We start from the raw sequence: 22,540 nt of genomic DNA on the forward strand, positions 1-22,540 counted from the left end.
ATACCCCCCCTCGGAGAACTGGCCGTGCCGAGAGCCCTCTTACTGATCCTGCTACTGCTCTCCCCCGCCCTGCACGCAGGCGACCTGGAGACGCTGATCTCCCAGCCCTCCCTGGGCGACATTCTCGATGAATTGAAAAGCAGCCAGCACCCGCGCTTCGCGGTAGTCGACTACGGCCGCTCCTCCACGCTGCCACGCTTCTACCTTTTCGACAGCCGCAGTCATGCACTGCTCGGCAGTTTCCGGGTCGCCCACGGCAAAGGCTCGGACATGGACCATGACGGCAATGCCGACTACTTCTCCAACGACCCAGGCAGCCGCGCCACTTCCCTCGGCCTGTTCCGCACAGCCCAGGTATTCGACAGTGCGGAGCCCGGTCACGGTCGCTCGATGCGCCTGATGGGACTTTCGCCAAGCAACAGCAATGCTGAAGAGCGGGCCATCGTCATCCATGCCAACGCTTACATGGAAGAAGACTTCATTCGCCAGCACGGCGTACCGGGGCGGAGCTTCGGCTGCCTGGTCCTGTCCAGCGCCGATCGCGATCGAGTAATCCAACAACTCGCAGGTGGCGCGCTGATCTTCGCCATCCAGCAGAAAGAGCGGACCATGGCGCGCAACTGAAAGCGTGCGCCAAATCCCGCGCAACAGTATTTCCATCTCGCTGTAATCGTTCCGTCGCCTTCGACAATTAGCGTCAGATCTCCGTCGATTCGCCTGCGTGGAGACCCGCCTTGAACGAACACAACGACAACGCCGTGCTCTTTGGTAGCGGCGACGAACTACCCAGCAACACCTCCAACAACCCGCACATCAACGACCTGATCGGTGGCCTCAATCGCCGCCAGGTGCTGATCGGTGGCGCCGCCGCGAGCGCCCTGGCCTTCCTTGGCGCAGCTATTCCAGGTGATGCGATGGCCGCCGACTCGCAGGCAAAGGGCTTCCCCTTCAAGCCGCGCTCGCGCCTGCCCTTCGATGCCATCCCCACCGGCCGCGCCGACACCATCAGCGTGCCGCCGGGCTACAAGGCCACACCGTTCATTCCGTGGGGCACGCCAATCACGGGCCGCTACCCGGCCTTCGCAGAGGATGCCAGCAACAGCGCACAGGATCAGGCCGAGCAGATCGGCATGCACCATGACGGCATGCACTTCTTCCCCATCGACGCCCGTCGCGGTCCGGGTAAGCGTTCCGACCACGGCCTGCTGGTTCTCAACCACGAGTACATAGACGCCCCGCTGCTGCACCCCAATGGCCCGACCGTTGTCGACGGCAAGCGCACCATTGCCGACGAGGTTCGCAAGGAGATCAATGCCCACGGCGTTTCCGTGGTTGAGATCCGTCGCAATATAAATGGCGAATGGGAAGTGGTGCCGAGCCGCCGCAACCGCCGCGTCACCGCCGCCACGCCGATGCAGATCACCGGGCCGGCGCGCGGCCACACCTTGCTGAAAACCCGTCACAGCCCGCAGGGCACCGCCACTCGCGGCACCCAGAACAACTGCTCCAACGGCTTCACCCCCTGGGGCACCTATCTGACTTGCGAGGAGAACTGGGCCGGCTACTTCGCCACCCGTGACAGCGACCTGCCGCGCGAACTCAAGCGCTATGGCCTGCGCAGCAGCAGCCGCTTCGGCTGGGAGACCCTACCGGGCGACGAGTTCGAACGCTTCGACGCGACCCGCAAGACCGCCGACGCCACGGGCGACTACCGCAATGAGCCGAACCACTTCGGCTGGATCGTCGAGATCGATCCCTTCGACCCGGACTCCACCCCGGTGAAGCACACCGCCCTGGGCCGCTTCGCTCACGAAGGCCTGATCTTCGCCCCGGTGAAACCCGGTCGCCCAGTAGTCTGCTACTCCGGTGACGACTCGCAGAACGAATACATCTACAAGTACGTCAGCCGCGACAAGTACCGCCCCGGCCAGGCCAACGGCCGCCTGCTGGACGACGGCACCCTGTATGTCGGTCGTTTCAATGCCGACGGCAGCGGCGACTGGCTGCCCCTGGACATCAATGACCGCAACTTCCTCAAGGCCTGCCTGGCAGCGGGCGTCACCTTTGCCGACCAGGGCGAAGTGCTGATCAACACGCGCCTGGCTGCCGACGCCGTTGGCGCGACCCGCATGGACCGACCGGAATGGGGCGCAGTCAATCCGGACAATGGCGAGGTCTACTTCACCCTCACCAACAACACCGCCCGTACTGCGGCCGACGCCGCCAACCCGCGCCCGGCCAACGCCTACGGGCATATCATTCGCTGGCGCGAAGACAGTCGCGACCATGCCGGACGCCGTTTCGACTGGAACATCTTCCTGCTCGCCGGCCCCGAGGCGGACAGCCGTGGCCCGGATGGCAAGCCGCTCGGCGCACAGAACATCCTGGCCAGCCCGGACGGGCTCTGGTTCGACGACGAGGGACGTTTGTGGATCCAGACCGACATGAGCGGCAGCCAGCTCAGCGCCGGCCCCTTCGGTAACAACCAGATGCTCGTAGCCGACCCGCGCAGCGGCGAACTCAAGCGTTTCCTGGTAGGCCCGCTGGGTGCCGAAGTCACCGGCATCAGTGCAACACCGGATTTCCGCACCCTGTTCGTCAACATCCAGCACCCGGGCGAAGGCTCCACCGCGACCAACCTGCTCAGCGCCTGGCCGGACGGCCCGGGCAAGCGCCCCCGCTCGTCCACCGTGGTCATCCAGCGCGAGGACGGCCGTCGACTGCTCTGAATCCCCTCAAGGATTTCGGCCGGCTCATCTGGGCCGGCCTCTTTTTCCTCTTTCGCAATTCAATATGAACAAAAACAAATGGAATTGTCGCAATTATGAAAACAGCTGGAAGAGCAACTTAGGAACGTTCACAGCATATTTTCCGAGGCAATTTACAAGTTCTCCTGAGCAACTCACGTGTAGTGATTAATTAACCACCAATCAAACGCTAATGACTATCATTTGCTCACCTAGAGCACCCCTCGCTGCGACATAAGGCCGCAATCCGACCAAGGCCTAAGAAAACGCTGAAACACTGATGAGTAGTGGCCTGCAGAGGAGCAGAGGGTCAGAAATCCGGCTGCGCGGGCAATTTTTTGACGTGAAAAATTTACTTGCACACCCGGTCGGGCATAAAATTGTCCGAATCGATTGCCAGGGTCTCAATGAAACCCGGCACTAAACCTATTAAACGCAAGTGAACGCCGTTCCTTGACTAAGGAGTTCCGGCATGTCGGAAGCTACTGCCATCATCTCCCACAACTGGGGTTTCGCTGTTTTCCTGTTGGGTGTCGTCGGCCTCTGTGCCTTCATGATCGGTGTCTCCAGCCTGCTGGGCAGCAAGGCCATCGGTCGTAGCAAGAACGACCCCTTCGAATCCGGCATGCTCCCCACCGGCACGGCCCGCCTCCGCCTCTCCGCAAAGTTCTATCTGGTCGCGATGCTCTTCGTGATCTTCGACGTCGAAGCCCTCTTTCTCTTCGCTTGGTCCGTCTCTGTCCGTGAAAGCGGTTGGGCCGGTTTTATCGAAGCAACCATTTTCATAGCAATTCTGTTGGCAGGTCTTGTCTACCTTTGGCGCATCGGGGCGCTCGATTGGGCTCCCGAAGGTCGTCGCAAGCGGCAGGCGAAGCTAAAACAATGAGGCTTTGGCAATGCAATACAAACTTACTCGGATCGATCCGGATGCCACTTACGAGCAGTATCCGATCGGCGAACGGGAGACCGTTTCCGACCCGCTGCTAGAAGATCAGGTGCACAAGAACATCTTCCTGGGCAAGCTCGAGGATGTTCTCAACGGAGCAGTCAACTGGGGTCGCAAGAACTCCCTGTGGCCGTATAACTTCGGCCTCTCCTGCTGCTACGTGGAAATGACCACTGCCTTCACCGCACCGCACGATATCGCGCGATTCGGTGCGGAAGTCATTCGTGCATCACCACGCCAGGCCGACTTCATGGTCATCGCCGGCACCTGCTTCATCAAGATGGCACCGGTCATCCAGCGCCTCTATGAGCAGATGCTGGAGCCGAAGTGGGTAATTTCCATGGGTTCGTGCGCGAACTCCGGCGGTATGTACGATATTTACTCGGTCGTTCAGGGCGTAGACAAGTTCCTGCCCGTGGACGTCTACATTCCCGGCTGCCCGCCCCGTCCGGAGGCGTTCCTGCAAGGCCTGATGCTGCTGCAGGAATCCATCGGCCAGGAGCGCCGCCCGCTATCCTGGGTCGTGGGGGACCAAGGCGTCTATCGTGCCGATATGCCCTCCGAGCGAGAAAAGCGCCGCGAACAGCGTATTCAGGTCACCAACCTGCGCAGCCCCGACGAAGTCTGAGCCTGTTCTTCTCCGGAAGACCCCAGGCTCATTCTTTACGTTGACCGATAGCGACCGAGACCATGACTGCAGACACCGTTCTGTCTATTCCGCCTTATAAGGCTGACGACCAAGACGTCGTCGTAGAGCTCAATTCCCGCTTTGGCGCCGAAAGCCTGACCATCCAGTCGACCCGTACCGGAATGCCGGTGATCTGGGTCGCCCGTGACAAGCTGATCGACGTCCTGAAGTTCCTGCGCAACCTCCCGCGCCCCTACGTCATGCTGTACGACCTGCATGGCGTGGACGAGCGCCTGCGCACCCAGCGCCGCGGCCTGCCGAACGCCGATTTCACGGTGTTCTACCACCTCATGTCGCTGGAGCGTAATAGTGACGTGATGATCAAGGTGGCCTTGTCCGAGGGCGACCTCAACCTGCCTACCGTCACCGGTATCTGGCCGAACGCCAACTGGTACGAGCGCGAAGTCTGGGACATGTACGGCATCACCTTCGCCGGCCATCCGCACCTGTCGCGGATCATGATGCCCAACACCTGGGAAGGACACCCGCTGCGCAAGGACTACCCGGCGCGCGCCACCGAATTCGACCCTTTCAGCCTGACCCTGGCCAAGCACCAGCTTGAAGAAGAAGCTGCGCGCTTCCGCCCGGAAGACTGGGGCATGAAACGCCACGGCGAGAACGAGGACTACATGTTCCTCAACCTCGGCCCGAACCACCCTTCCGCCCACGGTGCCTTCCGCATCATCCTGCAGCTTGACGGCGAAGAGATCGTCGACTGCGTGCCGGAAGTCGGTTACCACCACCGCGGTGCCGAGAAGATGGCCGAGCGCCAGTCCTGGCACAGCTTCATTCCGTACACCGACCGTATCGACTACCTCGGTGGCGTGATGAACAACCTGCCGTACGTCCTCGCGGTCGAGAAGCTCGCCGGCATCAAGGTGCCGCAGCGCGTCGACTTCATCCGCGTGATGATGGCCGAGTTCTTCCGGATCACCAGCCACCTGCTGTTCCTGGGTACCTACATCCAGGACGTGGGCGCCATGACGCCGGTGTTCTTCACCTTCACCGACCGCCAGCGTGCCTACAAGGTGATCGAAGCCGTCACCGGTTTCCGCCTGCACCCGGCCTGGTACCGCATCGGTGGCGTCGCCCACGACCTGCCGCGCGGCTGGGATGGCCTGGTGAAAGAATTCGTCGAATGGCTGCCCAAGCGCCTCGACGAATACGAAAAGGCCGCCCTGCAGAACAGCATCCTGCGTGGCCGTACCATCGGCGTCGCCCAGTACAACACCAAGGAAGCCCTCGAGTGGGGCGTCACCGGTGCTGGCCTGCGCTCCACCGGTTGCGACTTCGACCTGCGCAAGGCACGCCCCTACTCCGGCTACGAGAACTTCGAGTTCGAAGTGCCGCTGGCCCACAACGGTGACGCCTATGATCGCTGCATGGTCCGCGTCGAAGAAATGCGCCAGAGCATCCGCATCATCGACCAGTGCCTCAAGAACATGCCGGAAGGCCCGTACAAGGCGGACCACCCGCTGACCACGCCGCCGCCGAAAGAGCGCACGCTGCAGCATATCGAGACCCTGATCACCCACTTCCTGCAGGTTTCCTGGGGCCCGGTCATGCCGGCCAACGAAGCCTTCCAGATGATCGAGGCGACCAAGGGTATCAACAGCTACTACCTGACCAGCGACGGCAGCACCATGAGCTACCGCACCCGGATCCGGACGCCCAGCTTCCCCCACCTGCAGCAGATCCCCTCGGTGATCCGCGGCAGCATGGTGGCAGACCTGATCGCCTACCTGGGCAGTATCGACTTCGTAATGGCTGACGTGGACCGCTGATCATGAGCACCCTTATCCAGACCGACCGTTTCGTACTCAGCGAAACCGAGCGCTCGGCCATCGAGCACGAAATGCATCACTACGAGGACCCGCGCGCGGCGTCCATCGAAGCCCTGAAGATCGTCCAGAAAGAGCGTGGCTGGGTGCCGGATGGCGCTGCGGACGCCATCGGCGCGATCCTCGGCATTCCCGCCAGCGACGTCGAAGGCGTGGCGACCTTCTATAGCCAGATCTTCCGCCAGCCGGTCGGCCGCCACGTCATCCGCGTGTGCGACAGCATGACCTGCTACGTCGGCGGCCATGAGTCCGTCGTTGCCGAAATGCAGAAGCAGCTCGGCATCGGCCTCGGCCAGACCACCACCGACAGCCGCTTCACCCTGCTGCCGGTCTGCTGCCTCGGCAACTGCGACAAGGCCCCGGCTGTGATGATCGACGACGACACCTTCGGCGACGTACAACCTGATGGCGTTGCCAAGCTGCTGGAGGCCTACCAATGAAGACCCTCACCTCCATTGGCCCGGCCAACCGCATCGCCCGCAGCGAAGAAACCCATCCGCTGACCTGGCGCCTGCGTGAAGACGCGCAGCCGGTATGGCTCGACGAATACCAGCAGAAGAACGGCTACGCCGCTGCTCGCAAGGCCCTGACCGAGATGGCACAGGCCGACATCGTTCAGCAGGTCAAGGACTCCGGCCTCAAGGGCCGCGGCGGTGCGGGCTTCCCCACCGGCGTGAAGTGGGGCCTGATGCCGGCCGACGAATCCATGAACATCCGCTACCTGCTGTGCAACGCGGACGAAATGGAACCCAACACCTGGAAGGACCGCATGCTGATGGAGCAGCTGCCGCACCTGCTGGTGGAAGGCATGCTGATTTCCGCGCGCGCCCTCAAGGCCTATCGCGGCTACATCTTCCTGCGCGGCGAGTACGTCGACGCGGCGCGCAACCTCAATCGCGCCATCGATGAAGCCAAGGCCGCAGGCCTGCTGGGCAAGAACATCCTTGGCAGCGGCTTCGACTTCGAACTCTTCGTCCACACCGGCGCAGGCCGCTACATCTGTGGTGAAGAGACCGCACTGATCAACTCGCTGGAAGGCCGTCGCGCCAACCCGCGTTCCAAGCCGCCCTTCCCTGCCGCCGTCGGCGTCTGGGGCAAGCCCACCTGCGTCAACAACGTCGAGACCCTGTGCAACGTGCCAGCGATCGTCGCCAACGGCGTGGACTGGTACAAGACCCTCGCCCGCCCGGGCAGCGAAGACATGGGCACCAAGCTCATGGGCTTCTCCGGCAAGGTGAAGAATCCCGGTCTCTGGGAACTGCCCTTCGGCGTTCCTGCTCGCGAACTGTTCGAAGACTACGCTGGTGGGATGCGCGACGGCTTCAAGCTGAAAGCCTGGCAACCCGGCGGTGCCGGTACCGGCTTCCTGCTCCCCGAGCACCTGGATGCACCCATGTACGCCGCAGGCATCGCCAAGGTGGGCACCCGTATGGGTACCGGCCTCGCGCTGGCCGTCGACGACAGCATCAACATGGTCTCCCTGCTCCGCAACATGGAGGAGTTCTTCGCCCGCGAGTCGTGCGGCTGGTGCACACCCTGCCGCGACGGCCTGCCCTGGAGCGTCAAGGTCCTCCGCGCCCTGGAGCGCGGCGAAGGCCAGGCGGGTGACCTGGAGACACTGGAGCAGCTCGTCAGCTTCCTCGGCCCAGGCAAGACCTTCTGCGCCCACGCACCGGGTGCCGTCGAGCCACTGGGCAGTGCGATGAAGTATTTCCGTCCGGAGTTCGAGGCAGGCATCGCCAGCCAGATTCCGGCAGCGCGTCCGATTCCCGTCGGCGCCTGAACAGAAGAATTCGCGCAGCGGCGGCCGCTCACCCGGCCCCGCGCGCACGCTGATTCCATTAGCCAAAGCCCGGTCACACGGGCAGATGAAGACTGAACCATGGCCACTATCCACGTAGACGGCAAGACGCTCGAAGTCGATGGTGCAGACAACCTCCTGCAGGCCTGTCTGTCCCTCGGACTCGACATCCCCTACTTCTGCTGGCACCCGGCGCTCGGTAGCGTCGGCGCCTGCCGCCAGTGCGCGGTCAAGCAGTACACCGACGAGAACGACAAACGCGGTCGCCTCGTCATGTCCTGCATGACTCCCGCCACCGATAACAGCTGGATTTCCATCGATGACGAAGAGGCCAAGCAGTTCCGCGCCAGCGTCGTCGAATGGCTGATGACCAACCACCCGCACGACTGCCCGGTGTGCGAGGAAGGCGGTCACTGCCACCTGCAGGACATGACGGTAATGACCGGCCACAACGCCCGTCGCTACCGCTTCACCAAGCGTACCCACCAGAACCAGCAGCTCGGCCCGTTCATTTCCCACGAGATGAACCGCTGCATCGCCTGCTATCGCTGCGTGCGCTACTACAAGGACTACGCCGGCGGCACCGACCTCGGCGTCTACGGCGCCCACGACAACGTCTACTTCGGCCGCGTCGAAGACGGCGTGCTGGAGAGCGAGTTCTCCGGCAACCTGGTCGAGGTCTGCCCGACCGGCGTGTTCACTGACAAGACCCACTCCGAGCGCTACAACCGCAAGTGGGACATGCAGTTCGCCCCGAGCATCTGCCAAGGCTGCTCCAGTGGTTGCAACATCAGCCCCGGCGAACGCTACGGCGAGATCCGCCGCATCGAGAACCGCTTCAACGGCTCGGTGAACCAATACTTCCTGTGCGACCGTGGCCGCTTCGGCTACGGCTACGTCAACCGCGAAGACCGTCCGCGCCAGCCGCTGCTGGGCAACCAGCACCTTGGTCTGGACGCTGCGCTGGACAAAGCCGCCGAGCTGCTCAAAGGCAAGCGCGTGATCGGCATCGGCTCGCCCCGCGCCAGCCTCGAAGGCAACTTCGCCCTGCGTGAGCTGGTCGGCGCCGAGAACTACTACTCCGGCATCGCCGCCCAGGAACTCGCAAACCTGCGCCTGATCCGCGACATCCTGCAGAACGGCCCGCTGCCCGTGCCCACCCTGCGCGACGTCGAGAAGCACGACGCCATTTTCGTCCTCGGTGAAGACCTGACCCAGACCGCCGCCCGCATGGCCCTGGCCCTGCGCCAGGCCGTCAAGGGCAAGGCCACCGACATCGCCGCCTCGATGAAGATCCAGGATTGGCACATGGCCGCCGTGCAGAACGTCGCTCAGGACGCCCTGAACCCGCTGTTCATCGCCAGCGTCGCCGCCACCCGCCTGGATGACGTCGCCGCCGAAAGCGTCCACGCCGCTCCGGCCGACCTCGCCCGCCTCGGTTTCGCCGTGGCCCACGCCATCGACCCGAGCGCACCGGCCGTGGAAGGCCTGGAAGGCGAAGCCGCTGAACTGGTCAAGCGCATCGCCGATGCCCTGCTCGCTGCCAAGCGTCCGCTGGTCATCTCCGGCGCTTCCCTGGGCGAGAAGGCCCTGATCGAAGCCGCCGCGAACATCGCCAGCGCGCTGAAGAACCGTGAGAAGAATGGTTCCCTCAGCCTGGTGGTGCCGGAAGCCAACAGCATGGGCCTGGCCCTGTTCGGCGGCGAGTCCGTCGATGCCGCCCTGGAAGCCCTGACCGCAGGCAAGGCCGATGCCGTCGTCGTTCTCGAGAACGACCTGTACCGCCGCGCCGACGCCGCCAAGGTGAATGCCGCCCTGGCAGCAGCCAAGGTCGTGATCGTTGCCGACCACCAGCAAACCGCTACCGTCGAGCGCGCCCATCTGGTGCTGCCGGCTGCCAGCTTCGCCGAAGGCGACGGCACCCTGGTCAGTCTGGAAGGCCGCGCCCAGCGCTTCTTCCAGGTCTTCGACCCGACCTACTACGACGCCAACATCCTCGTTCACGAAGGCTGGCGCTGGCTGCATGCGCTGCACAGCACCCTGCTGGGCAAGACCGTCGACTGGACTCAGCTGGACCAGGTGACTTCCGCCTGTGCCGACAGCAGCCCGCTGCTGGCTGGTATCCGCGATGCCGCGCCGGCTGCCTCCTTCCGCATCAAGGGCATGAAGCTCGCTCGCGAGCCGCACCGCTACAGCGGTCGTACCGCCATGCGCGCCAACATCAGCGTGCACGAGCCGCGTCAGCCCCAGGACAAGGACTCCGCATTCGCCTTCTCCATGGAAGGTTATGCCGGCACCAAGGAAGATCGTCAGCAGATTCCGTTCGCCTGGTCCCCGGGCTGGAACTCGCCGCAAGCCTGGAACAAGTTCCAGGACGAAGTCGGTGGCCACCTGCGCGCTGGCGACCCGGGCGTGCGCCTGATCGAGGCCAAGGGCCAGTCCCTGCCCTGGTTCGGCATCAACGCTGCCTTCAACCCGGCCCAGGGCACCTGGCAGGCGGTGCCGCTGCATCACCTGTTCGGCAGCGAGGAGAACAGCTCCCGCGCCGCGCCGGTACAAGAGCGCATCCCGCAGCCTTACGTGGCCCTGGCCAAGGACGAAGCTGACCGCCTCGGCGTCAACGATGGTGCCCTGCTCGCCCTGACCGTCAACGGCCAGACCCTGCGTCTGCCGCTGGCCATCAAGGAAGAAATGGGCATCGGCCTGGTCGGCCTGCCCGCCGGCCTGCCGGGCATCCCGGCCGTCTTCGCCGGTGCCGTCGTCACTGCCGTACAGGAGTCCGCGCAATGAGCTGGCTGACGCCCGAACTGATCGACATCGTCGTCACCGTTCTCAAGTCCATCGTCATCCTGCTCGGGGTGGTCGTGAGCGGTGCGCTGCTCTCTTGGGTAGAACGTCGCCTGCTCGGCCTGTGGCAGGACCGCTACGGTCCGAACCGCGTAGGTCCGTTCGGCGCTTTCCAGCTCGGCGCCGACATGATCAAGATGTTCTTCAAGGAAGACTGGACTCCGCCGTTCGCCGACAAACTGATCTTCACCCTGGCGCCCATCATCGCGATGAGCGCCCTGTTGATCGCGTTTGCCGTGGTCCCGGTCACCCCCACCTGGGGCGTGGCCGACCTGAACATCGGCGTGCTGTTCTTCTTCGCCATGGCAGGTATCGCGGTGTACGCGGTGCTCTTCGCCGGCTGGTCGAGCAACAACAAGTTCGCCCTGCTCGGGAGCCTGCGCGCCTCGGCCCAGACCATCTCCTACGAGGTGTTCCTGGCCCTGTCGCTGATGGGCATCGTGGCGCAGGTCGGCTCGTTCAACATGCGCGACATCGTTGAATACCAGGCCCAGCACCTGTGGTTCATCATTCCGCAGTTCTTCGGCTTCTGTACCTTCTTCATCGCTGGCGTTGCCGTGACCCACCGTCACCCGTTCGACCAGCCGGAAGCGGAACAGGAACTGGCCGACGGTTACCACATCGAATACGCCGGCATGAAATGGGGCATGTTCTTCGTGGGCGAGTACATCGGCATCGTGCTGATCTCCGCCCTGCTCGTGACCCTGTTCTTCGGCGGCTGGCACGGCCCGTTCGGCATCCTGCCGCAGATCCCCTTCATCTGGTTCGCCCTGAAGACCGGCTTCTTCATCATGCTGTTCATCCTGCTGCGCGCATCCATTCCGCGCCCGCGCTATGACCAGGTGATGGCCTTCAGCTGGAAGGTGTGCCTGCCGCTGACCCTGATCAACCTGCTGGTGACCGGCGCCCTGGTGCTGGCCTCGGCCCAGTAAGGAGTAATGCCATGATCAAAGAAATCATCCACGTCGTGCATGGCACCTTCACCCAGCTTCGCAGCCTGGTGATGATCTTCGGCCATGCCTTCCGCAAGCGTGACACCCTGCAATACCCGGAAGAGCCCGTATACCTGCCGCCGCGCTACCGTGGCCGCATCGTCCTCACCCGCGACCCCGACGGTGAAGAGCGTTGCGTAGCCTGCAACCTGTGCGCCGTGGCTTGCCCGGTCGGCTGCATCTCCCTGCAGAAGGCCGAGACCGACGATGGCCGCTGGTACCCCGAGTTCTTCCGCATCAACTTCTCCCGCTGCATCTTCTGCGGCCTGTGCGAAGAAGCCTGCCCCACCACCGCAATCCAGCTGACCCCGGATTTCGAGATGGGCGAGTTCAAGCGCCAGGACCTGGTGTACGAGAAGGAAGACCTGCTGATCTCCGGTCCCGGCAAGAACCCGGACTACAACTTCTATCGCGTGGCGGGTATGGCCATTGCCGGCAAACCGAAAGGCGCCGCGCAGAACGAGGCCGAGCCGATCAACGTGAAGAGCCTGCTGCCCTAAGGAGACGCGCGTGGAATTCGCCTTCTATTTCGCCGCCGGTGTGGCCGTTGTCTCCACCCTGCGTGTGGTCACCAACACCAATCCGGTGCATGCCCTGCTGTACCTCATCGTCTCGTTGCTGGCGGTGTCGATGTGCTTCTTCGCCCTCGGTGCCCCCTTCGCCGGCGCACTGGAAATCATCGTCTACGCCGGCGCCATCATGGTGCTGTTCGTCTTCGTGGTGATGATGCTGAACCTCGGACCGGCGATCGCCGAGCAGGAGAAGAAGTGGCTCAAGCCCGGTATCTGGACCGGCCCTGCCCTGCTCTCCCTGATTCTGCTGGCAGAACTGCTGTACGTGCTGTTCGGCAACGCCACTGGCGCCACCATCGGTCACACCACGGTGGACTCCAAGGCAGTCGGCATCGCCCTCTTCGGCCCGTACCTGCTGGCCGTGGAACTGGCGTCCATGCTACTGCTCGCAGCCCTGGTCGCCGCCTTCCACCTCGGCCGCCACGAAGCTAAGGAATAAGCCATGAACGCAATCCCACTGGAACATGGCCTCGCGGTCGCCGGCGTGCTCTTCTGCCTGGGCCTCACCGGCCTGATGGTGCGCCGCAACATCCTCTTCGTGCTCATGAGCCTGGAAGTCATGATGAACGCCGCCGCGCTGGCCTTCGTGGTCGCCGGCGCCCGTTGGGCCCAGCCTGACGGCCAGATCATGTTCATTCTGGTGATCAGCCTTGCAGCCGCCGAAGCCTCCATCGGCCTGGCGATCCTGCTGCAACTGTACCGCCGCTTCCATACCCTCGATATCGACGCTGCCAGCGAGATGCGCGGATGAACCTTCTATTCCTCACTTGCCTGTTCCCGCTGCTTGGCTGGTTCATCCTGGCCTTCTCCCGCGGGCGTTTCTCCGAAAACACCTCCGCCGTCATCGGCGTCGGCTCCGTGGGCCTGTCGGCCCTGGTCGCCGCCTCGATCATCTGGCAGTTCAGCGTGGCCCCGCCGGAAGGTGGCGTGTACACCCAGGTGCTCTGGCAGTGGATGAGCGTGGCGGGCTTCGCGCCCAGCTTCACCCTCTACCTGGACGGCCTGTCGCTGACCATGCTTGGCGTGGTCACTGGCGTCGGCTTCCTGATCCACCTGTTCGCTTCCTGGTACATGCGCGGTGAAGAGGGTTACTCCCGCTTCTTCGCCTACACCAACCTGTTCATCGCCAGCATGCTGTTCCTGGTGCTGGGCGATAACCTGCTGTTCCTCTACTTCGGTTGGGAAGGCGTGGGTCTGTGCTCGTACCTGCTGATCGGCTTCTACTTCAAGCACACCCCCAACGGTAACGCGGCCCTCAAGGCCTTCATCGTTACCCGCGTGGGCGACGTGTTCATGGCCATCGGCCTGTTCATCCTGTTCTTCCACCTGGGCACCCTGAACATCCAGGAGCTGATGAAGCTGGCCCCCGAGAAGTACGTGGCCGGCGACGCCTGGCTCTGGGTCGCGACCCTGATGCTGCTCGGCGGCGCCGTGGGCAAATCCGCCCAGCTGCCGCTGCAGACCTGGCTGGCGGACGCGATGGCGGGCCCGACCCCGGTTTCCGCGCTGATCCACGCGGCGACCATGGTGACCGCGGGCGTCTACCTGATCGCCCGTACCCACGGCCTGTTCCTGCTGACCCCGGAAATCCTCGAACTGGTCGGTATCGTTGGTGGCGTGACCCTGGTCCTGGCCGGCTTCGCCGCCCTGGTGCAGACCGACATCAAGCGTATCCTCGCCTACTCCACCATGAGCCAGATCGGCTACATGTTCCTCGCCCTTGGCGTGGGTGCCTGGGACGCGGCGATCTTCCACCTGATGACCCACGCCTTCTTCAAGGCCCTGCTGTTCCTTGCTTCCGGTGCGGTGATCAACGCCTGCCACCACGAGCAGAACATCTTCAAGATGGGCGGTCTGTGGAAGAAGCTGCCGCTGGCCTACGCGAGCTTCATCGTCGGTGGTGCGGCCCTGGCGGCCCTGCCGCTGGTTACCGCGGGCTTCTACTCCAAGGACGAGATCCTCTGGGAAGCCTTCGCCAGCGGTCACGCCGGTCTGCTCTACGCGGGTCTGGCGGGTGCTTTCCTGACCTCGATCTACACCTTCCGCCTGATCTTCATCGCCTTCCACGGTGAAGCGCAGACCGAAGCCCACGCTGGCCATGGCGTTGCCCACTGGCTGCCGCTGAGCGTGCTGATCGTGCTCTCCACCTTCGTCGGCGCACTGATCACCCCGCCGCTGGCCGGCGTGCTGCCGGAAAGCGTCGGCCATGCCGGTGGCGAAGCCAAGCACAGCCTGGAAATCGCCTCGGGTGCCATCGCCCTGGCGGGCATCCTGCTGGCCGCCCTGCTCTTCCTCGGCAAGCGCCGCTTCGTCAGCGCCGTTGCCCAGAGCGCTCCTGGCCGCTTCCTCGGTGCCTGGTGGTTCGCCGCCTGGGGCTTCGACTGGCTCTACGACCTCTTGTTCGTCAAACCCTACCTGCTGGTCTGCCGCCTGCTCCGTCGCGATCCCATCGACGGCACCATCGGCCTGGTCCCGCGTGTAGTGAAGGGTGGCAACTTCGCCCTCAGCCGTAGCCAGACCGGCCAGCTGCGCTGGTACGCCGTATCCATCGTCGGCGGAGCCGTGCTCGTGCTCGGCGCCGTGCTGCTGACCTGAATCTTCTTAAGGAATTGAGCCCGTCATGATTCTGCCCTGGCTAATCCTGATTCCCTTCATCGGCGGCCTGCTCTGCTGGCAAGGTGAGCGCTTCGGCGCCACCCTGCCCCGCTGGATCGCCCTGCTCACCATGACCCTGCTGTTCGGTCTCGGCCTCTGGCTGTGGGCGACCGGCGACTTCACCCTGGCCCCCGCTCCCGGCACCGATCCGGTATGGGCGCAAGAGTTCAAGGTGCAGTGGATCGAGCGTTTCGGCGTCACCATCCACCTGGCCCTGGACGGCATCTCCATCCTGATGATCGTCCTCACCGGCCTGCTCGGTGTGCTGTCCGTGCTCTGCTCCTGGCGTGAAATCCAGAACCGCGTCGGCTTCTTCCACCTCAACCTGATGTGGATCCTCGGCGGCGTGGTTGGCGTGTTCCTCGCCATCGACCTGTTCCTGTTCTTCTTCTTCTGGGAAATGATGCTGGTGCCGATGTACTTCCTCATCGCGCTCTGGGGTCATAGCGGCAGCAAGGGCAAGACCCGTATCACCGCCGCCACCAAGTTCTTCATCTATACCCAGGCCAGCGGCCTGATCATGCTGGTGGCGATCCTCGGCCTGGTGCTGGTGAACTACAGCAATACCGGCGTACTGACCTTCAACTACGCCGACCTGTTGAAAGCGCAGCTCGCTCCGGGCACCGAGTACCTGCTGATGCTCGGTTTCTTCATCGCCTTCGCGGTGAAGTTCCCGGTGGTGCCGTTCCACTCCTGGCTGCCCGATGCCCACGCCCAGGCCCCGACCGCGGGTTCCGTGGACCTTGCCGGCATTCTGCTGAAGACCGCCGCTTACGGCATGATCCGCTTCGCCCTGCCGCTGTTCCCCAATGCCTCGGCCGAGTTCGCGCCGATCGCCCAGTGGCTCGGTGTGTTCGCCATCGTCTACGGTGCCTTCCTGTCCTTCGCCCAGACTGACATCAAGCGCCTGGTGGCTTACTCCAGCGTGTCCCACATGGGCTTCGTGCTGATCGCCATCTACTCCAGCAGCCAGATCGCCCTGCAGGGCGCCATCGTGCAGATGATCGCCCACGGCCTCTCCGCCGCCGCGCTCTTCATCCTGTGCGGCCAGCTGTACGAGCGCCTGCACACCCGTGACATGCGCGAGATGGGCGGTATCTGGAACCGCATGCCCTACCTGCCCGGCATCAGCCTGTTCTTCGCCGCCGCCGCCCTCGGCCTGCCGGGCACCGGCAACTTCGTTGGCGAGTTCCTGATCCTGGTCGGTTCCTTCCAGCAAGTACCGTGGATCGCCGTCCTGGCGTCTACCGGCCTGGTGTTCGGCTCGGTCTACTCGCTGATCATGATCCACCGCGCCTACTTCGGTCCGGCGAAGAACGAAAACGCCTACGAAGGCCTGCGCTATCGCGAGCTGACCATGGTCCTGGGCCTCGCCGCCCTGCTGATCCTGCTCGGCGTTTACCCGCAACCGGTACTGGATACCTCCGCTGCGACCATGCATGGCGTGCACCAGTGGCTGGATTCCGCCGTCAATCAACTCGTTGCCCGGTAAGTAGGTTATGGAATTCACGACTCAACACCTGATCGCCCTGCTACCGCTGCTGGTCACCTGCGCCACCATCGTCGTGGTGATGCTGGCCATCGCCTGGAAGCGGCACCACTCCTGGACCTTCGGCCTCTCGGTCATCGGTCTGAACCTCGCCCTGCTGTCCATCCTCCCGGCACTCAAGGTCGCTCCCCTGGAAGTGACCCCGCTGATGATGGTCGACAACTTCGGTGCCTATTACATGGCGCTGGTCCTGGCTGGCACCCTCGCCTGCGTCACCCTGATCCACGCCTACCTGGGCGGTGAGTCGGGCAAGGGCTACCCGGGCAACCGCGAAGAGATGTACCTGCTGATCCTCCTGGCAGCCGCCGGCGGCCTGGTCCTGGTCACCGCGCAGCACCTCGCCGGCCTGTTCATCGGCCTGGAACTGCTTTCGGTACCGGTTTACGGCCTGGTGGCGTACGCCTTCTTCAACAAGCGTTCCCTGGAGGCCGGCATCAAGTACATGGTGCTGTCCGCTGCCGGTTCCGCCTTCCTGCTGTTCGGCATGGCCCTGCTCTACGCCGACGCCGGCAGCCTGAGCTTCAGCCAACTGGCCGCCGCCGGTAGCTCCAGCGTGCTGTCCCAGCTCGGCATCGGCATGATGCTGATCGGCCTGGCGTTCAAGCTGTCCCTGGTTCCGTTCCACCTCTGGACCCCGGACGTGTACGAAGGCGCCCCGGCGCCGGTGGCCGCCTTCCTGGCCACTGCCAGCAAGGTCGCCGTGTTCGCCGTGCTGCTGCGTCTCTATCAGCTGTCCCCGGCCACCGCCGGCGGCTGGCTGAACGACCTGCTGACCGTCATCGCCATCGCCTCCATCCTCTTCGGCAACCTGCTGGCCCTGGTGCAGAACAACATCAAGCGTCTGCTCGGCTACTCCTCGATCGCTCACTTCGGCTACCTGCTGGTGGCGCTGATCGCGAGCAAGGGTCTGGCCGTGGAGGCCATCGGTGTCTACCTGGCCACCTACGTGCTGACCAGCCTGGGCGCCTTCGGTGTCGTGACCCTGATGTCGACCCCCTACAGCGGCCGTGACTGCGACGCCCTGTACGAGTACCGCGGCCTGTTCTGGCGCCGTCCGTACCTGACCGCCGTGCTCACCGTGATGATGCTGTCGCTCGCCGGCATCCCGCTCACCGCAGGCTTCATCGGCAAGTTCTTCGTGATCGCCGCCGGTGTCGAATCCGGCCTCTGGTGGCTGCTGGGCGCCATGGTCCTGGGTAGCGCCATCGGCGTGTTCTACTACCTGCGCGTCATGGTCACCCTGTTCCTGGTCGAGCCGAACCTGCGTCGCCACGACGCCGACCTGCACTGGGCGCAACGCGCCGGCGGCATCATGCTGCTGTTCGTCGCCCTGCTGGCGTTCTTCCTCGGCGTCTACCCGCAGCCGCTGCTGGACCTGGTCCAGCACTCCGGTCTGGTGGCTCTCGCCCACTAAGCGGAACCCGAGAAACGAAAACCCGGCCATGTGCCGGGTTTTTCGTTTTTGGGGACCTGCACGCGTCTAGGGCAGCATCACCTTCTTGCCCGTTTCGGTGAACAGGTCCCAACTCGCCACGAACAGCGCGGCGATCAGCGGACCGATGACGAAGCCGTTGAGGCCGAACAGCGACAGCCCGCCCAGGGTGGAAATCAGCACCAGGTAGTCCGGCATCCGAGTGTCCTTGCCCACCAGCATGGGCCGGAGAAGATTGTCCACCAGCCCAATCACCAGAATGCCGAACAGCGCCAGCCCAACGCCTTTCCAGAGCTCGTCGTTGATCATGAAAAACAGCGCGACCGGTCCCCAGATCATGCCCGCCCCCACCAGTGGTAGCAGCGAAAGGAACGCCATCATCACCCCCCAGAACACCGGGCTGGGAATGCCCAGGAACCAGAACACCGCCCCGCCCAACGCCCCCTGGACGATGGCGACCACGATGTTGCCCTTGACCGTTGCGCGTACCACGCGGGTGAACTTGATCTGCAACCGGCGCTTGTGCTGCTCGCCGAGCGGGAACGCCATGCGCACGTTGCGCGCCACTTCGTAGCCGTCGCGGAGGAAGAAGTACAACAGGTAGACCATGACGAAGAATCCGACCAGGACCTCGAAGGTGTTCTGTCCGATGGCGAACGCCTTGGTGGCGAGGAACTGGCTGCCTTGCAGCATGCCGCTGACGATGCGATCGCGCAGACCGTTCAGGTTGCCCATGCCGAGGCGATCGAGTTGGCGCTGGAGGAAATTCGGCAACAGGTTCTTGAACTGTTCGACGTAGCCGCCGATGTCCAGCTCGCCGGATTCGAGCCGATGGTAGAAGTCGGCGCCCTCCTGCACCAACATCAGGCAGATGAGCAGCACCGGCATCACCGCAACCAGCAGGCAGATCGACAGCGTGATCATCGCCGAGAGATTGCCCCGCCCGCCCAGACGCAATGCCAGGTCGCGCTGCAAGGGGCTGAAGATCACCGCCAGCACCACCGCCCAGAATACGGCTCCGTAGAACGGCACCAGAATCCAGCAGAACGCGAGCGATACCACCACCAGGAGGAGAATCAGGGTGCGGTTGTGCAGTTGCCGCTGAGAAGCCATAGCAATGCCGCGGGGTGTAGAGGACCTACTGGGTTAGTCCGCGGCGAATCGGGGAAAGTGCTAAGTGTTTTTCGGGCGCCTACTGGGCGTGTAGGAGCGAGCTTGCTCGCGAAATAGCGCGCTCGGGCTCTTCGCGAGCAAGCTCGCTCCTACGGGGAAGATCACGCCGACGATGGCATCCAGCGACCTTACAGCACCATCGCCGCGACCCAGCCGAAGGCCAGCAGCGGCAGGTTGTAGTGCAGGAACGTCGGAACCACGGTGTCCCAGATATGGTTGTGCTGGCCGTCGACGTTCAGGCCAGCGGTGGGTCCCAGGGTGGAATCGGAAGCCGGGGAACCCGCATCGCCCAGCGCACCCGCGGTACCAACGATGCTGACGATGGCCAGCGGGCTGAAGCCCAGCTGCACGCACAGCGGCACGAAGATGGCCGCGATGATCGGCACCGTGGAGAAGGACGAACCGATCCCCATGGTCACCAGCAGGCCCACCAGCAGCATCAGCAGTGCACCGAGCGCCTTGCTGTGGCCGATCCAGGCCGCCGAGGTGTCCACCAGCGTCACGACGTGGCCGGTCTCACGCATCACCTCGGCGAAGCCCGAGGCGGCAATCATGATGAAGCCGATCATCGCCATCATCTTCATGCCTTCGGTGAACAGGTCGTCCGTCTCCTTCCAGCGCACCACACCGGACAGCGAGAAGATCACGAAGCCCAGCAGCGCGCCGATGATCATCGAGTCGAGCAACAGCTGCACCACGAAGGCTGCCACGATCGCCACGCCTGCGACACCCAGGCTCAATGGGTTGTAGGCGACGCTCACCTGCTCGGCCTCGGCGATACGCTCCAGGTCATAGGTGCGCTTGCCGCGATAGCTGATGAACACCGCGATGAGCAGGCCGGCAACCATGCCCAGGGCCGGTATCAACATCGCTTCGGTGACATTCACACCGGTAACGTCCACGCCACTTTTCACCACATTCGCCAGCAGAATTTCGTTCAGGAAGATGTTCCCGAACCCCACTGGCAAGAACATGTAGGGCGTGATCAGGCCGAACGTGATCACGCAGGCGATCAGCCGGCGGTCGATGGCCAGACGCGTCAATACATATAGAAGAGGCGGTACCAGCAGCGGAATGAACGCGATATGGATCGGCAAGATGTTCTGCGAGGAGATCGCCACGCACAGCAGCAGTGCCACCAGCACCCATTTCAGTGCGTTACCCCCGTTGGCCTCCTGCCTGCCCACCAGCGCCAGGGCCTTGTCGGCCAGTGCGTGGGCCAGGCCGGAACGCGCGATGGCCACGGCGAAAGCGCCCAGCAGCGCGTAGGACAACGCCACGGTGGCACCACCACCGAGCCCCTTGTTGAAGGCCGCCAGGGCCCCGTCGATTCCCAGGCCACCGAACATGCCGCCTGCCAGCGCACCAATGATCAGGGCCACCACCACATGTACCCGGCACAGGCTGAGGACTAGCATGATCCCCACCGCCGCCACTACCGCATTCATCGCCACTCCTCGGTCCTGCGGCCTTGCCAGCCAAGGCTTCTGCCGCGAAAAAAAGCGCGCACTCTGCCGAAACCGGCCGTCCCTGTCAAAAGCGTTCGGAATATTAGTCGGACTGTGCATAATTCTTGCCTGCAAATTGCACCCTAGTGCATTCCGCACGGCTATTCGTCGTTTACGCGTCAAGAAATCGCCAGCCGCGCCGACAACGAATGAAGTTCCGACGAGACAGAAGGAAGCCCCAATGCCGTTCAATCGCCTGTCCATCCAGTGGAAGATCACCCTGCTGGCTGGCCTCTGCCTGCTGGCCATCGTGACCTTGCTGGTCGGGTCGTCGCTGTACCAGTCCAAGCGCAGCGCCAGCCTGGTGAAGGCTGACAGCAGCCAGATGCTCGATCAGAGTGCCCGGCAAAGCCTGCAGGCCCGTTCCGAGCTGCAGGCCATCCGCATCCAGCGCTACTTCATGGACAGCTACCAATACGGCAAAGGCTTCTCGCGTCAGGTCCTGTTCCTTAAAGAGCAGGCGGAAAAGCGCTTCCTCGACGCCTTCGACCTGCGCGAAGACCTGACCCGCCAGGTGCGCACCAGCCTGGAGGCCAACCCGGAGATCCTGGGGCTGTACCTGGTCTTCGAACCCAACGCCCTGGACGGCAAGGACGAACTCTTCGTCGACCAGGCCGAACTCGGCAGCAACGACAAGGGCCGTTTCTCCCTCTATTGGGCCCAGCCGACTCCCGGCAAGCTCGAATCCGAGTCGATGACCGAAGAACTGCTTGCCGACAGCAGCACCGGTCCCAGCGGCGCCCCTTACAACGCCTGGTACACCTGCCCGATGAAAACCGGTCAGGCCTGCGTACTGGACCCCTACTTCGATAACGTGGGCGACCGTCAGGTGTTGATGACCAGCATCGCCTTCCCGCTGCAACTGAACGGCAAGACCGTCGGCGTCATGGGCCTGGACATCAGCCTGGAAAGCCTGCAGCAACTGAGCATCGCCGGTAATCGCGAGCTCTATGACGGCAACGGCCACGTCAGCATCATCAGCCCGGCGGGTCTGCTTGCCGGCCACAGCCGCGATGCCGGCCTGCTCAGCGCCAAGCTGGACAAGGCCTTTGGTGATAAGGCAGCGGAGCTCGTCGGCAACCTGCAAGCCGGCAAGTCCGTGGAAATGGAGCACGACGGCATGCTGCGCGTCATGCAGCCGTTCAAGCCTATCCCCACCGCCGCACCCTGGAGCGTGATGCTGGAAGTCCCCGAGAAGGTCCTGCTGGCGCCGGCACTGAAGCTGGACGCCAAACTCGATAAGCAGAACGACACCGCCAACCTCATCGGCCTGTTGATCGGCCTCGCTGCCGCCGTCGCCGGCCTGCTGCTGGTGTGGCTCACCGCCCGTGGCGTGACCCGGCCGATCCTCGGCGTGGCCAGCATGCTCAAGGACATCGCCACCGGCGAAGGCGACCTGACCCGCCGCCTGGACTACGCCCGCCAGGACGAACTGGGCGAGCTGGCCGGCTGGTTCAACCGCTTCCTCGACAAGCTGCAACCGATCATCGCCGACGTGAAACGCTCGGTGCAGGACGCCCGCAGCACCGCCGACCAGTCCGCCGCCATCGCCAGCCAGACCAGCGCCGGCATGCAGCAGCAGTACCGCGAAGTGGACCAGGTGGCCACCGCCTCCAACGAGATGAGCGCCACCGCCCAGGACGTCGCCCGCAGCGCCGCCCAGGCCGCCGAAGCCGCGCGCGGCGCCGACCATGCCACCCAGGAAGGCCTCGGCGTGATTGGCAAGACCACCAGCGCCATCGAGCAACTGGCCAGCGAGATGAGCGCGGCCATGGAAGAAGTGCAGGCG

At 63.8% G+C, this 22,540-nt stretch carries 18 protein-coding genes; 16 read left to right on the top strand and 2 right to left on the bottom strand.

The window, feature by feature from the left end; genetic code table 11:
- Nucleotides 1-24: 24 nt before the first annotated feature.
- The 15 genes from DM872_RS04890 (at nt 25) to nuoN (ending at nt 18,052) form a co-directional block, all read left to right on the top strand.
- A complete protein-coding gene (locus tag DM872_RS04890; protein ID WP_179058397.1) occupies nt 25-624 on the top strand; it encodes a murein L,D-transpeptidase catalytic domain-containing protein in 600 nt (199 codons plus the stop codon).
- Between the two features lie 110 nt (nt 625-734).
- On the top strand, nt 735-2,729 hold the full coding sequence (locus DM872_RS04895) for a PhoX family protein (RefSeq protein WP_179058398.1): 1,995 nt from the start codon (nt 735-737) through the stop codon (nt 2,727-2,729).
- Between the two features lie 490 nt (nt 2,730-3,219).
- Nucleotides 3,220-3,633, top strand: a complete 414-nt coding sequence (locus tag DM872_RS04900) for an NADH-quinone oxidoreductase subunit A (protein WP_077524433.1) — start codon at nt 3,220-3,222, stop codon at nt 3,631-3,633.
- 10 nt (nt 3,634-3,643) lie between these two features.
- Nucleotides 3,644-4,321, top strand: coding sequence for a NuoB/complex I 20 kDa subunit family protein (locus tag DM872_RS04905; protein WP_077524434.1), 678 nt, complete (start codon nt 3,644-3,646; stop codon nt 4,319-4,321).
- Between the two features lie 62 nt (nt 4,322-4,383).
- A complete protein-coding gene (gene nuoC / locus DM872_RS04910) occupies nt 4,384-6,165 on the top strand; it encodes an NADH-quinone oxidoreductase subunit C/D (RefSeq protein ID WP_153922522.1) in 1,782 nt (593 codons plus the stop codon).
- Nucleotides 6,162-6,662, top strand: coding sequence for an NADH-quinone oxidoreductase subunit NuoE (nuoE, locus tag DM872_RS04915; RefSeq protein WP_107504067.1), 501 nt, complete (start codon nt 6,162-6,164; stop codon nt 6,660-6,662). Before nuoC ends, nuoE begins: the two co-directional genes overlap by 4 nt.
- On the top strand, nt 6,659-8,005 hold the full coding sequence (gene nuoF, locus DM872_RS04920; protein ID WP_179058399.1) for an NADH-quinone oxidoreductase subunit NuoF: 1,347 nt from the start codon (nt 6,659-6,661) through the stop codon (nt 8,003-8,005). The genes nuoE and nuoF overlap by 4 nt, the downstream gene beginning before the upstream one ends.
- A 99-nt stretch (nt 8,006-8,104) precedes the next feature.
- On the top strand, nt 8,105-10,813 hold the full coding sequence (gene nuoG / locus DM872_RS04925) for an NADH-quinone oxidoreductase subunit NuoG (protein WP_179058400.1): 2,709 nt from the start codon (nt 8,105-8,107) through the stop codon (nt 10,811-10,813).
- Nucleotides 10,810-11,802: an NADH-quinone oxidoreductase subunit NuoH gene (gene nuoH / locus DM872_RS04930; RefSeq protein ID WP_179058401.1), complete on the top strand. Its 993-nt coding sequence runs from the start codon at nt 10,810-10,812 to the stop codon at nt 11,800-11,802. Before nuoG ends, nuoH begins: the two co-directional genes overlap by 4 nt.
- A gap of 11 nt (nt 11,803-11,813) precedes the next feature.
- Nucleotides 11,814-12,362: an NADH-quinone oxidoreductase subunit NuoI gene (gene nuoI / locus DM872_RS04935; RefSeq protein WP_077524440.1), complete on the top strand. Its 549-nt coding sequence runs from the start codon at nt 11,814-11,816 to the stop codon at nt 12,360-12,362.
- Nucleotides 12,363-12,372: 10 nt separating this feature from the next.
- Nucleotides 12,373-12,873, top strand: a complete 501-nt coding sequence (gene nuoJ / locus DM872_RS04940) for an NADH-quinone oxidoreductase subunit J (RefSeq protein ID WP_179058402.1) — start codon at nt 12,373-12,375, stop codon at nt 12,871-12,873.
- A 3-nt stretch (nt 12,874-12,876) separates the two neighbouring features.
- Nucleotides 12,877-13,185, top strand: coding sequence for an NADH-quinone oxidoreductase subunit NuoK (nuoK, locus tag DM872_RS04945; RefSeq protein ID WP_077524442.1), 309 nt, complete (start codon nt 12,877-12,879; stop codon nt 13,183-13,185).
- On the top strand, nt 13,182-15,029 hold the full coding sequence (nuoL, locus tag DM872_RS04950) for an NADH-quinone oxidoreductase subunit L (protein ID WP_179058403.1): 1,848 nt from the start codon (nt 13,182-13,184) through the stop codon (nt 15,027-15,029). The genes nuoK and nuoL overlap by 4 nt, the downstream gene beginning before the upstream one ends.
- 25 nt (nt 15,030-15,054) lie before the next feature.
- On the top strand, nt 15,055-16,581 hold the full coding sequence (nuoM, locus tag DM872_RS04955; protein ID WP_179058404.1) for an NADH-quinone oxidoreductase subunit M: 1,527 nt from the start codon (nt 15,055-15,057) through the stop codon (nt 16,579-16,581).
- A gap of 7 nt (nt 16,582-16,588) precedes the next feature.
- A complete protein-coding gene (gene nuoN, locus DM872_RS04960) occupies nt 16,589-18,052 on the top strand; it encodes an NADH-quinone oxidoreductase subunit NuoN (RefSeq protein WP_179058405.1) in 1,464 nt (487 codons plus the stop codon).
- A 66-nt stretch (nt 18,053-18,118) separates the two neighbouring features.
- Here nuoN and DM872_RS04965 read toward each other — a convergent pair whose 3' ends face one another.
- Together DM872_RS04965 and DM872_RS04970 are read right to left on the bottom strand one after the other, a co-directional pair.
- Nucleotides 18,119-19,183 carry an AI-2E family transporter gene (locus DM872_RS04965; RefSeq protein ID WP_179058406.1) on the bottom strand — a complete coding sequence of 355 codons (1,065 nt, stop codon included), beginning with the start codon at nt 19,181-19,183 and terminating at the stop codon, nt 18,119-18,121.
- A 188-nt stretch (nt 19,184-19,371) separates the two neighbouring features.
- Entirely contained in the window at nt 19,372-20,691 is a 1,320-nt protein-coding gene (locus tag DM872_RS04970; protein WP_179058407.1) for a Na+/H+ antiporter family protein, read from the bottom strand.
- A 241-nt stretch (nt 20,692-20,932) separates the two neighbouring features.
- Here DM872_RS04970 and DM872_RS04975 point away from each other — a divergent pair.
- The coding region (locus DM872_RS04975; RefSeq protein ID WP_179058408.1) for a methyl-accepting chemotaxis protein at nt 20,933-22,540 on the top strand (1,608 nt) is incomplete at its 3' end.

Source organism: Pseudomonas taiwanensis (assembly GCF_013393345.1).
GTDB classification, from domain to species: Bacteria; Pseudomonadota; Gammaproteobacteria; order Pseudomonadales; family Pseudomonadaceae; genus Metapseudomonas; species Metapseudomonas resinovorans_C.

Bases quoted from the DNA above. Each gene is read 5' to 3' on its own strand.
- DM872_RS04900 (WP_077524433.1), top strand. From the start codon at position 3,220: ATGTCGGAAGCTACTGCCATCATCTCCCACAACTGGGGTTTCGCTGTT.
- DM872_RS04905 (WP_077524434.1), top strand. From the start codon at position 3,644: ATGCAATACAAACTTACTCGGATCGATCCGGATGCCACTTACGAGCAG.
- nuoC (WP_153922522.1), top strand. From the start codon at position 4,384: ATGACTGCAGACACCGTTCTGTCTATTCCGCCTTATAAGGCTGACGAC.
- nuoF (WP_179058399.1), top strand. From the start codon at position 6,659: ATGAAGACCCTCACCTCCATTGGCCCGGCCAACCGCATCGCCCGCAGC.
- nuoG (WP_179058400.1), top strand. From the start codon at position 8,105: ATGGCCACTATCCACGTAGACGGCAAGACGCTCGAAGTCGATGGTGCA.
- nuoH (WP_179058401.1), top strand. From the start codon at position 10,810: ATGAGCTGGCTGACGCCCGAACTGATCGACATCGTCGTCACCGTTCTC.
- nuoI (WP_077524440.1), top strand. From the start codon at position 11,814: ATGATCAAAGAAATCATCCACGTCGTGCATGGCACCTTCACCCAGCTT.
- nuoK (WP_077524442.1), top strand. From the start codon at position 12,877: ATGAACGCAATCCCACTGGAACATGGCCTCGCGGTCGCCGGCGTGCTC.
- nuoL (WP_179058403.1), top strand. From the start codon at position 13,182: ATGAACCTTCTATTCCTCACTTGCCTGTTCCCGCTGCTTGGCTGGTTC.
- nuoM (WP_179058404.1), top strand. From the start codon at position 15,055: ATGATTCTGCCCTGGCTAATCCTGATTCCCTTCATCGGCGGCCTGCTC.
- nuoN (WP_179058405.1), top strand. From the start codon at position 16,589: ATGGAATTCACGACTCAACACCTGATCGCCCTGCTACCGCTGCTGGTC.
- DM872_RS04965 (WP_179058406.1), bottom strand. From the start codon at position 19,183: ATGGCTTCTCAGCGGCAACTGCACAACCGCACCCTGATTCTCCTCCTG.
- DM872_RS04970 (WP_179058407.1), bottom strand. From the start codon at position 20,691: ATGAATGCGGTAGTGGCGGCGGTGGGGATCATGCTAGTCCTCAGCCTG.